Source organism: Actinomycetospora sp. 2LY8.5, from assembly GCF_057180585.1.
This window is the reverse complement of record NZ_JBXUHE010000007.1, coordinates 188,449-197,789: the sequence shown is the minus strand read 5'-3', so window position 1 is coordinate 197,789 and position 9,341 is coordinate 188,449. Positions and strand designations below refer to the sequence as shown.

The 9,341-nt window shown below is 72.0% G+C and carries 15 protein-coding genes; 12 read left to right on the top strand and 3 right to left on the bottom strand.

All coding sequences use genetic code 11. The features are described from left to right. Nucleotides 1–130: 130 nt before the first annotated feature. Nucleotides 131–340 (bottom strand): hypothetical protein, encoded by a 210-nt coding sequence (locus tag AC2A1K_RS12090; RefSeq protein ID WP_483896539.1) that lies wholly within the window; start codon nt 338–340, stop codon nt 131–133. A gap of 539 nt (nt 341–879) precedes the next feature. Here AC2A1K_RS12090 and AC2A1K_RS12085 point away from each other — a divergent pair. From AC2A1K_RS12085 to AC2A1K_RS12070, 4 genes are read left to right on the top strand one after another with little or no spacing between them, the layout of a single operon-like run. Next, the gene (locus AC2A1K_RS12085) at nt 880–1,707 is read left to right on the top strand and encodes an MOSC domain-containing protein (protein WP_483896538.1); all 828 of its coding nucleotides are present in this window, start codon (nt 880–882) and stop codon (nt 1,705–1,707) included. A gap of 50 nt (nt 1,708–1,757) precedes the next feature. Further along, nucleotides 1,758–2,081 (top strand): hypothetical protein, encoded by a 324-nt coding sequence (locus AC2A1K_RS12080; RefSeq protein WP_483896537.1) that lies wholly within the window; start codon nt 1,758–1,760, stop codon nt 2,079–2,081. After that, nucleotides 2,081–3,199 (top strand): putative T7SS-secreted protein, encoded by a 1,119-nt coding sequence (locus AC2A1K_RS12075; RefSeq protein ID WP_483896536.1) that lies wholly within the window; start codon nt 2,081–2,083, stop codon nt 3,197–3,199. Before AC2A1K_RS12080 ends, AC2A1K_RS12075 begins: the two co-directional genes overlap by 1 nt. Beyond that, nucleotides 3,196–3,591 carry a DUF7674 family protein gene (locus AC2A1K_RS12070; protein ID WP_483896535.1) on the top strand — a complete coding sequence of 132 codons (396 nt, stop codon included), beginning with the start codon at nt 3,196–3,198 and terminating at the stop codon, nt 3,589–3,591. Before AC2A1K_RS12075 ends, AC2A1K_RS12070 begins: the two co-directional genes overlap by 4 nt. A gap of 514 nt (nt 3,592–4,105) precedes the next feature. Here AC2A1K_RS12070 and AC2A1K_RS12065 read toward each other — a convergent pair. Then, nucleotides 4,106–5,011 carry an HNH endonuclease gene (locus AC2A1K_RS12065; protein WP_483896534.1) on the bottom strand — a complete coding sequence of 302 codons (906 nt, stop codon included), beginning with the start codon at nt 5,009–5,011 and terminating at the stop codon, nt 4,106–4,108. Nucleotides 5,012–5,098: 87 nt separating this feature from the next. Here AC2A1K_RS12065 and AC2A1K_RS12060 point away from each other — a divergent pair, with 87 nt between their 5' ends. From AC2A1K_RS12060 to AC2A1K_RS12025, 8 genes are all read left to right on the top strand, one after another. Beyond that, nucleotides 5,099–5,305: an SDR family oxidoreductase gene (locus AC2A1K_RS12060; protein WP_483896533.1), complete on the top strand. Its 207-nt coding sequence runs from the start codon at nt 5,099–5,101 to the stop codon at nt 5,303–5,305. Further along, entirely contained in the window at nt 5,302–5,889 is a 588-nt protein-coding gene (locus tag AC2A1K_RS12055) for a DUF6247 family protein (protein WP_483896532.1), read from the top strand. The genes AC2A1K_RS12060 and AC2A1K_RS12055 overlap by 4 nt, the downstream gene beginning before the upstream one ends. Then, a complete protein-coding gene (locus AC2A1K_RS12050; protein ID WP_483896531.1) occupies nt 5,799–6,047 on the top strand; it encodes a DUF6247 family protein in 249 nt (82 codons plus the stop codon). The genes AC2A1K_RS12055 and AC2A1K_RS12050 overlap by 91 nt, the downstream gene beginning before the upstream one ends. A 120-nt stretch (nt 6,048–6,167) precedes the next feature. Further along, nucleotides 6,168–6,710: a YbhB/YbcL family Raf kinase inhibitor-like protein gene (locus AC2A1K_RS12045; RefSeq protein ID WP_483896530.1), complete on the top strand. Its 543-nt coding sequence runs from the start codon at nt 6,168–6,170 to the stop codon at nt 6,708–6,710. Between the two features lie 18 nt (nt 6,711–6,728). Next, nucleotides 6,729–7,343 carry a TMEM175 family protein gene (locus tag AC2A1K_RS12040; RefSeq protein ID WP_483896529.1) on the top strand — a complete coding sequence of 205 codons (615 nt, stop codon included), beginning with the start codon at nt 6,729–6,731 and terminating at the stop codon, nt 7,341–7,343. Further along, nucleotides 7,340–7,627 (top strand): YdeI/OmpD-associated family protein, encoded by a 288-nt coding sequence (locus tag AC2A1K_RS12035; RefSeq protein ID WP_483896528.1) that lies wholly within the window; start codon nt 7,340–7,342, stop codon nt 7,625–7,627. The genes AC2A1K_RS12040 and AC2A1K_RS12035 overlap by 4 nt, the downstream gene beginning before the upstream one ends. 18 nt (nt 7,628–7,645) lie before the next feature. Further along, nucleotides 7,646–7,954, top strand: coding sequence for a DUF6092 family protein (locus tag AC2A1K_RS12030; RefSeq protein WP_483896527.1), 309 nt, complete (start codon nt 7,646–7,648; stop codon nt 7,952–7,954). Beyond that, the gene (locus AC2A1K_RS12025) at nt 7,951–8,499 is read left to right on the top strand and encodes a nitroreductase family protein (RefSeq protein ID WP_483896526.1); all 549 of its coding nucleotides are present in this window, start codon (nt 7,951–7,953) and stop codon (nt 8,497–8,499) included. Before AC2A1K_RS12030 ends, AC2A1K_RS12025 begins: the two co-directional genes overlap by 4 nt. On the opposite strand, the gene AC2A1K_RS12020 is transcribed toward AC2A1K_RS12025, so the two are convergent. Next, nucleotides 8,484–9,284, bottom strand: a complete 801-nt coding sequence (locus AC2A1K_RS12020) for an ANTAR domain-containing protein (protein ID WP_483896525.1) — start codon at nt 9,282–9,284, stop codon at nt 8,484–8,486. The genes AC2A1K_RS12025 and AC2A1K_RS12020 overlap by 16 nt on opposite strands. Nucleotides 9,285–9,341: the final 57 nt, after the last annotated feature.

The window sequence follows — 9,341 nt, the reverse complement described above, 5'->3', positions numbered from 1 at the left end:
GTGCGCATCCTCGCCCGCGCCTGGCTACGCGTCCTCTGGCGCTGCTGGACCAACCACGACACCTACCGGCCCGACCTCCACCGAGGGCTGCAACAACAGCTCGCAGCAGCGGCGGCTTGACACAGGGCTCTCAGCCGGCCGACCACTCGAGATCGCGCCGCACCGCCGTGCGGATGGCCTCCTCGAGCTCGTCCCGCTCGGCCGCGACCTTCTCGTACCGCTCGCGGAGCGCCACCATCTCGTCGAGGAGGCCGTACCGGTCGGGAGCGCTGGAGTACGCCAGCGCCGAGGTGCGCGAGGCGCACCGGTAGGGCGTGCTCACGTCGTCGGTCAGGCCCACCGCCACCGTCCGGCACACGAGGTCCGGTGACGTCGTGCTCGGCGGAGTACTGGAACCCGCACGACGTGATGAGGTCGACGATCGCACCGGGCAGCGCGAGCTCGGGGTTCTCGACCCGTCGCCGCTGATCGGCCGACTGAAGAGCGCGGATCTCCTCCCCGACAGCCCGGCGGTTGTTCACAGCGCCCATCGTGCACACACGCCGTCCAGTCGTCCGCGGGCGTCGTGTCGAACGCCTCCACCGCCTCGCGGGCGTCCTGCAGGAACGCATTGTCCGGCCGACGTGCACAGGCGATCGCGATGAGACGACGCACGTTGTCGGCGGCCCGCGTGATCTGTTCCTGGAGCGGTGCGCCGTCCATCGGCACGATCTCGCCGCCGAAGCGACGCTCGGCCATGAGCACCCAGGTGGCGACGCCCTCGGCCGAAACCGCCGTCAGCGGGCAACGGGCGTGCAGGAGGTCCGGGTCGTCCCGATCCGCCACGCGCCGATCGTGACGGCCCAGCCAGGCATCGAGCGCCGTGACACGCTGGACGTCATGGACGAAGCGGTGGCTCGCGTCGCGTCACTCACCGTCTTCCCGATCAAGGGCTGCGCCGGGATGGCGGTCGACCGCCGAGAGGTCACGACGACGGGGCTCGCCGGCGACCGGCGGTTCATGGTCGTCGCGCCCGACGGGCGGTTCAAGACGCAGCGGCGCCATCCCCTCCTGGCGACGGTCCGGCCGCACCTCGACGGCTCCTCCCTGACGCTGTCAGCGGACGGCCGCTCGACCTGCGCGTTCGACGTGCTCGACGACGGGCCGCGGCGTCAGGTCGAAATCTTCAGCAGGCCGCACCCGGCGGTGGACCAGGGCGACGAGGCCGCCGCCTGGTTCTCCGATGTGCTCGGCGCGGAGAGCCGGCTCGTCGGCGTCACCCCCGAGCACCATCGCCCGACCGACGGCCTCGTGCCCGGCCTGTCGGACTGGGCCGACAGCGGCTCGCTCCTGCTGCTCTCCCGCGCCGCGGCGGAGGACCTCTCCGACCGCGCCGCGGAACGCACTGGCGAGCCCGTCCCGCTCGAGCGCTTCCGCGCCAACGTCGTGCTCACCGGCTGCGCGGCCCACGCCGAGGACGACTTGGACCGCGTGGTGCTCGGCACCGCCGGGTTGGCCTTCTCGAAGCAGGCGGTGCGCTGCGCCGTCGTCACCGTCGACCAGCGGACCGGCGCGCGGGTCGGCCCCGAACCGCTGGAGACCCTCGCGACCTACCGCCTCACCGACAAGGGCGTCGTCTTCGGGGCGAAGTACACCGTCCTGACGCCCGGCGAGGTCGCGGTGGGCGACGAGTTGCGGGTGGTACGCAGGGCCGAGCTCGTGCCCTGACTTTCGTCGTTCGCCTGCGCAACCGCGCGCTGGATTGCCACGCTTCCGGGATGAGCGACGGCTACCAGGTCGACCTGACCGCGCTGCGTGCTGCGGCCGACGGCATCACTCGCACGGTCGGCCAGGTCGGCGCGCACCCGGTCACGTCGCTGTCCACCGGCGCCGGCGCGATGGGACATCCACGGCTCGCCGCGAGCCTCGTCGGGTTCTGCGAGCGCTGGCAGGCGGGCGTCACGCACCTCGTCGAGGACGGTCGTGCCGCCGGGGATCACCTCGGCGTGGCGGCCGCGGCCTATCAGCGAGCGGAGGACGCGACGGCCGGCGACCTCGAGGAGACGCTCCACCGGCCCGGACCGGACCCGGCGCCACGCTGATGGCCGAGCTGGGCGAGACCGCCGATCCGCGCCTCCTCGTGCCCGGCGACCCGGAGGCGGCCCGCGCGGTGGCCCGCTCGATGATCGCGTTCGCCGGCAACCTCACCCAGGCCGGCGACGGGCTCGCGCGCATCAGCACTCCGGACGGCTGGAGCGGCGAGGCCGCCGCCGCCTTCCGCGACCGGTTCGCGCTCCAACCGCCCGCGTGGCAGGGCGCGGGCGACGCGTTCACCGTCGCGAGCCGGGCGCTCGACATCTACGCCGAGACCCTCGAGTGGGCGCAGCGCCAGGCCTCCGAGGCCGCTCGAGTGTTCGGCGAAGCGCAGACGGCCGCTCTCCACGATGCCGTGCAGGTGCAGGCCCGTGGTCTGCTCGACCACGCCCGCATGCAGCTCGCCGCAGCCGGGGACGACGCCGCCCGCGCGCTCGACGAGGCGGCAGCAGGCGCCCCCACGAGCCGCGGCTTCTGGGACGACGTCGGCGACCTCCTCGGCGACGTCGGCCGGGACCTCGTCAACACGTCGGCATCGCTCGGGAACGCCGCGCTCAACAACCCCGCCGATGTGGCGGCGATGGCCGGCGGCGCGGGCCTGATGCTGCTGGGCGGGACGGGTGCGATCGGTGGCGGCGCGCTCACGGTGACCGGCGCCGGCGCCCCGGCCGGCGTCCCTCTGACCGTCGCCTCGGCCGGCCTCGTCGCCACGGGGGCCGGCATCGCCGGGGCGGGTGCGATCTCGCTGGCTATCAACGCGTCGGGCGACGACCAGGTCCAGCCGCTCGGTGGCGGACGCCCGCCGCCAGGGCCACCGGTCAAGCCAGCGGCGCAACAACCCCCTACACAAGCGCGGACGCTCACGAACATGATGGACGACCTCTACCGGGGCGCGCGGTCGTCGAACCGCATCGGCGACGGACACACCGCGGATGCCGCGCTCCTGGAGCGAACGTCGGGCGGGCTGGTGAAGGGGAAAGACCACATCAAGAAGGCGAACATCTACATCCGAGGCCTGCGGAATTGGCTTCGCCGTAACCCGGACGCATCCCCCACTGATCGCGCCATCGCCACCAACGAGATGAATCGCCTTCTCCACGCAGTCGGAAGGACCCCACCACCGTGAACGACGACGAGGACCCTCCGGTCGATCAGAAGGTGGCGAGCACGATCGCCGATTCGCTGATCAGGTCATCTGCTCGCGGAGCTGCCCTCGTGGGTCAGCACATTGCCGACTACGGCGAGGTGTTACCCCACATCCTCGCTGCCGACGTGGCTCGCTGGTACTCGGACGTCGGGCGTCGAACGGATCGCAGCGAGGTGAGCGACGCAGCAGCGGCCGTCGAGGCGCTCGCTGATCTCTTCGGCCAGGAGAACGATGACATCGACAACGTCGTTGCGACTGGCTTCCTCGAGGCTCTACCGCAGCCGGGAGAGGACGGCCGGGAGGTCGTCGAACGTCTGCCGGCAGCGCTGCGCGAGGAGCTAGGGCGGATCGAGAACTGGACGCCGGGTTGACGCGCAGCGAGCGGTGGCCTGGTCCAGGTAACTCACCGTCGTTGCGACGTTCGGAGTTGCGCGGCGAGCGCGTCACCGGTCTCGCGAACGAATTGCTAGATCATCGCCGGCGGCGTGGGACGTCGAGGCAAGGAGCCGCGCGCTGCGGCGAACGGTGCGTACCGCTCCGACATCGCACTTCCTTAGGAGCCCGGGCCGTACTTGACGTCGTACCGCACCGTTGGTGGCTGCGGTGTGCACTCGCCACTACCTGCTGCTGCCCGCGCACGCGGACGAGCTGGCCGACCTCCGGGCGTCAGCCGGTCTCGAGGCCGTCATCGTCCCCGCTGTTCCGTTGCGACCTACGATCATGCCTGATCGAGATGTCCACGGGCGGTCGGGGGCACGCTGGTCGAAGCTTTCTCACATGATCAGGTGCACCTCCCGCGCTTCGGCTCCGCACGGCAGGTCACGATCAGCCACAGCCTCGCCGCCTCACCAGCTCGCGGGACGCGAAGCAGACTGTTGTGGCCCATCAGCCCGCAGAGAGGAACTCCTCGTAGCGCTCCTCCACCCGCTCACGGTCCGGATGCTGCGCCCGCTGCTTCGGCAGGGTCAGTGACACGCCGGCCATGGCCTGTAACCCGTGCTCAAGCATCGGGCCGTCGATCTCGTCGAGGATGTCGCGGCGAACCGCGACCGTGTAGTCCGGGCGCACGCCGAGGACGTTGGCGTCGAACGCGCGGTGGTGGATCGAGCATAGAGACAGCCCGTTGGGCACGATCGGCGTCCCGCGCTCCTTGCCGTCCGGGATGATGTGCGCGGCGTCGAGGAGCTCGACATGCCGGAGTCGGCACATAGCGCACGAGCGCTCGTAGGCCCCGAGAACCTGAGCTCGGAACACCGGCTGGTGCAGGCGGAGCTTGGTCAGTCGCTCCACCGTGCGGCGGCGATCCGTCTCCTCCGGCCTCGGGACACCGAGCCAGCGTTGCTGGTTCCCGAGGGCCAGGGCCACCCGGAGGTTCTCCGGCTCGTCGGCGACGACGTAGACGGGGTACTGAGCCAGGTACACGCCCTGCGCGACGGCCACGAACCAGATCAGCGGCAGCTGCTGCTCGAACGCTCGGCGCAGCGCCCGGTTGTCGGGGAAGTCCGGGTCGGTACCACGGTAGGCGTAGCGCACCAACCCGTCCGGACCCTCGACGTCCTCGTACGGCGGCTTCCCGCCCGGCGGCGTCCAGGTCGTGCGGATCGCCAGCGCAGCGTCGAGCTGGCGTGGCTTGCAGATTCCCTGCTGCCGCAGGAGGAGCGCGACCGACTCGCCATGGAACGGAAAGCTGGCGACCTCCGGCTGCGTGACTGTCTGCGTGCCGAGCTGTGTCCGCTCGTCAAGCCATGCCATCGCCGCTTCGCGCGCCGCCAACTCGTCGAGGAGCGCCACGGTCAGAGATCGTGCCACGCCGACATCGCCTCGGACGGCACTGCACGCTTGGCGTGCTGGACATCGGACTCGGACGGCCGTTGATCGATGAGGAATGCCTCGGCAACGGCGGCCGCGGCGTTCGACGATCTCGTCCCGCTCGGCCGGCACGCCACGCCGGAAGAGATCGCGAAGACGGTCGTCTACCTGGCGTCGGACGACAGTGCCTGCATGACCGGCGCGACGGTCCCGGGCGGCGAGGTCGCCGGATCGCGACCGCGATGTCGGACGGGCTCGCTACCGTCGTCGTCATGACCGCTCCGACGCCGAGAGAGCACCCGGATGACCGCTCGCTCGCGCCCGGGGCCTCGCCGGCCGCGATCCGTGCCGCCCTCTTCCCCGAGGACCGCGAGGCGTTCCTCGCGGCCTACGACATCGCACTCGAGCATGCGCGGCCGACGTTGCACCTCGCCCCGGTGCGCGACCTCCTCGACGAGTGGCGACGACGCGCCGTCCTCCAGGCCGATCCCGAGGCGTTCCGACGCCCCCTGCGCCATGCCGCCGAGGTCTTCACCGGCGACGCCGTGCTCCACGGCGAGCCCTTCGAGGCCACCCGCGCGCACGCGGGCATGGAGGCCGGTGTACCGGGTCGAGACCCGTCGGGGACGACGTCGAGGCCGGCGATGCTCGCGAACCGCCGAACGCTGTCGGCCCATACCGCTCGTCGGTCCATGAGTAGCGCGAGGCCGGAGGTACCGCCGCGAGAGGAGCTCCCGCCGCCCCCCGTGCCGACGCCACGCCGCGCGCGGTGCACGACGCGCTTCATCCTGAGCACCGGGAGGACTTCGACCGGGCGTTTCGGGCCGCCCTCGACGATGCAGCGCGCGACCTCAATCTGACAGTCGTGCACCAGACCGTCGAGTTCTGGCGACGTCGGGCGTGGATCACCCGCGACCGCGAGGCGCACCGCCGCGTCGTGCGCGAGGCCGTCACGGAGCTGACCGGCGAGGCACCGCCGGACGACGAACCGACCGACGTGTCCGAGCGCCGGCTCTGAGCCGGAATCACCAGCGGGTGGACCTGCTCCTCGTCCAGTGGGCCTGACCGACGCGTGACGCGGGCCCTCACCGGGGTACTGGCGCGACGAGAGGACACGTCCATCAAGGAGGCCACGACCGTGTCGCACCAGCCGCCCGACCCCTACGAGTTCCTGCCCGACGTCGCCACGTTCACCGTCACCAGCACCGACGTCGCCGACGGGCAGACACTCCCGAATGCGCAGGTCAGCGGGATCATGGGCGCCGGGGGTGAGGACGTCACCCCGCAGCTGTCGTGGTCGGGCGCCCCCGAGGGCACCAAGAGCTACGCCGTCACCTGCTTCGACCCCGACGCCCCCACCGCCAGCGGTTTCTGGCACTGGGCGGTCACCGGCATCCCCGCCTCCACCACCAGCCTGCCCGCCGACGCGGGCGACCCCGACAAGGGTCTCCTGCCGGAACAAGCGATCACCCTCGCCAACGATGCCGGCGCCAAGCGCTACATCGGTGCCGCGCCGCCGCCCGGGCACGGCGCGCACCGCTACTTCTTCGTCGTCCATGCCGTCGACGTCGAGGACCTCGGGGTCGGCGCCGACGCCACGCCGGCGTTCCTCGGGTTCAACCTGTTCTTCCACTCGATCGGCCGTGCCACGATCACGCCGACCTACGAGATCAGGGGCTGAGCACGACCGGGGGGCGCGGTGGAGGGTGACGACGGCCGGCCGCTGCCCTCCCTCGAGCGCGTCTCGGCGTTCAGCGACGGCATCTTCGCCATCGCGATCACGATCCTGATCCTGCCCCTGACCGACGTGCAGGTCCGGGACGGGCAGGTCGTGACCGACCTGCTCGCCCTGGGCCACCAGTTCCTCGCCCTCGTGCTGAGCTTCGCGGTCATCGGGGGCTTATGGGTCCTGCACCACGACGACCTCAAGGCCCTGCGCGGCGCGAGCCGTCGGCTGCTGGTCGCGAACCTCGTGTTCCTGTTCTTCGTCGTGATGCTCCCGTTCCCCACGGCGCTGCTGGGCGACGGCGACAGTGTGGCCGCGACGATCATCTACGCCGGCTCGATCATGGCGACGTCGCTGAGCTCGCTGGCGCTGTGGCGGATCGCGGAGCAGGACGGCCTGGTCGGCGAGGGATGGGCCCGCCGCTGGGGGCACGGGAAGTACTGGGGCACCGCCGCCGTCGTCGCCGGGTTCCTGCCGTCCATCCCGATCGCGTTCGTGTCGCCGACGTGGGCCCGGATCAGCTGGGCACTGGCGATCCCGCTGAGCATGATCGCCGACCGGCTCGAGGCACGGACGGCCTCCGCATGAGCGACCAGGTCCACCCCGACGACGTCGACGCCTGGCGGGCGTGGCTCGCCGAGCACCACGACCGCGGCACCGGCGTGTGGCTCGTGACCTGGAAGGCCCGCACCGGGCGTCCGACCGTCGGCTACGAGGAGTCCGTCGAGCAGGCGCTGTGCTTCGGCTGGATCGACAGCACCACCCGCTCGCTCGACGACGAGCGCACCGCGATGTGGTTCAGCCCGCGGCAGCGGCTGGGCCCGGTCGCCGAGCGCGCGGCGGCCGGCGAGAAGGCCCACCCGAAGACCTGAACGCGCCAGGATGGCAGGGTGTCCGCACCCTGGGTCCTCGACGAGGACGACGCGCTCGCACTGCTCGCCTACCTCGTCACATCGGCGCGCACGCAGGTCGACGAGGCCGCCGAGTACGGCCCGATGCGCCTGCTCACCGCCGCCCACCGGCTCGCCGAGGCGATGGGCCCGCGCGCGAGCGAGCACACCGCCGAGGCGCTCACCGGCCCGCTGGCCGACATGCCCCTGCTCGCCGTCCCCCGCGGTGACCGCGAGCAGTACGTCGAGCAGCTCGACGAGGTCTGCCGGTCCCTGGCCGCGCACCTGAAGACCAGGTACACGCCATGACCGACCCCGTCCTCGACGCCATCCACCGCCGCCGGGTCACGCGGGCGATGACCGACGAGCCCGTCCGGCGCGAGCAGGTCGAGACGATCCTCGACGCCGCGCGGTGGGCGCCGACCGCGGGCAACCGGCACCTCCAGCGCTTCGTCGCCACCACCGACCCGGGCACGCTGCGGGTGCTGCGCATGGTCTCCCCCGGGATGATCGCCCGGCCGTCCGCGGCGATCGCCATCTGCATCGACCACGACCTCGTCGCGCAGTACGGCTTCCCGCCGGAGAACCGCGGCCCGTGGATCGACGTCGGCACCGCGACGGCGACGATCCTGCTCGCCGCTCAGGCGGTCGGGGTCGGCGCGGGCCCGGTGAGCTCGCTCAGCCGCGCCGCCGTGGGCGTCGTCCTCGACCTGCCCGCGGGCTGGACCGCCGAGCTGATCATCTGCCTCGGCCACCCGGCGCCCGACCAGCCGCGACCCATCAAGCCCGCGCGCCTGACCTGGCGCGACCTCACCCAGTGGGTGCCGGCGGAGAAGCCTCAGAGCTCGGAGTGACGCGACGCGATGGTCGTCGCGACGTCGCGGAGCTTCACGTTGAGGTCCTGCGAGGCGCGCCGCAGGACGTCGAAGGCCTCCTCGGCGGTGGCGTTGCGCCGCTGCATGAGGATGCCCTTGGCCTGGCCGATGACGTCACGGGACTCGAGCGCCTCGGTGAGCTGGGCGCTGCGCAGCTGCTCGAACTCCAGGTTCCGGGCGGACTGCAGCGCGACGGCGGCGTAGGACGCGAGGATCAGCATGGAATCGCGGTCGACGTCGTCCAGGCCGGCGGCGTCGCGGAAGTAGTAGTTCAGGGCGCCGAGCCGGGGCGGGTCGCCGCCGGGGAACATGCCGGAGGCGCACAGGGCCGTCACGCCCAGCTCGACGACCCGGGGTCCGAAGGTCCGGTAGTGCGGGTCCTGGCCGAGGTCCCGGCTGTGCGTGAACCCCGAGCTCGAGGTCGCCGTGGCCTCGACGCACGGCCCCTCGCCGGTCTCGTACTGGATGTGGTCGGCGCGGGTGGCCAGCGGATCGGTCTCGACCGGGGTGTGGAAGCCGCCGTCGTTCTCGCGCAGTGTCACCGAGATCATGTCCGCGGACGGCACGAGGGCATGGGCGCGCTGCACCACCCGCTCGAGCACGCCGATCACCCCGGACTCGGACGCGACGTTCAGCTCCTGGCCCAGCGTCACGAACTGCTCGGCCAGCGGCCCGAGGTCGGCATCCCCCGTGGCCGGCGTCGGCCCGCCCTCGCGGTCGATGAACCGCTGACGCGCCGCCTGCCAGTCCCGCTCCGATGCCATCACCCGGTTCTACCGGTCGTGGCCTGCACGTTCCACATCGCGGTCGGGTGTCAGGTG

What these genes read in the sequence shown, in the direction of transcription:
- AC2A1K_RS12085 (WP_483896538.1), top strand. Translation starts at nt 880, where the DNA reads ATGGACGAAGCGGTGGCTCGCGTCGCGTCACTCACCGTCTTCCCGATC.
- AC2A1K_RS12080 (WP_483896537.1), top strand. Translation starts at nt 1,758, where the DNA reads ATGAGCGACGGCTACCAGGTCGACCTGACCGCGCTGCGTGCTGCGGCC.
- AC2A1K_RS12075 (WP_483896536.1), top strand. Translation starts at nt 2,081, where the DNA reads ATGGCCGAGCTGGGCGAGACCGCCGATCCGCGCCTCCTCGTGCCCGGC.
- AC2A1K_RS12060 (WP_483896533.1), top strand. Translation starts at nt 5,099, where the DNA reads ATGAGGAATGCCTCGGCAACGGCGGCCGCGGCGTTCGACGATCTCGTC.
- AC2A1K_RS12020 (WP_483896525.1), bottom strand. Translation starts at nt 9,284, where the DNA reads ATGGCATCGGAGCGGGACTGGCAGGCGGCGCGTCAGCGGTTCATCGAC.
- AC2A1K_RS12025 (WP_483896526.1), top strand. Translation starts at nt 7,951, where the DNA reads ATGACCGACCCCGTCCTCGACGCCATCCACCGCCGCCGGGTCACGCGG.
- AC2A1K_RS12035 (WP_483896528.1), top strand. Translation starts at nt 7,340, where the DNA reads ATGAGCGACCAGGTCCACCCCGACGACGTCGACGCCTGGCGGGCGTGG.
- AC2A1K_RS12055 (WP_483896532.1), top strand. Translation starts at nt 5,302, where the DNA reads ATGACCGCTCCGACGCCGAGAGAGCACCCGGATGACCGCTCGCTCGCG.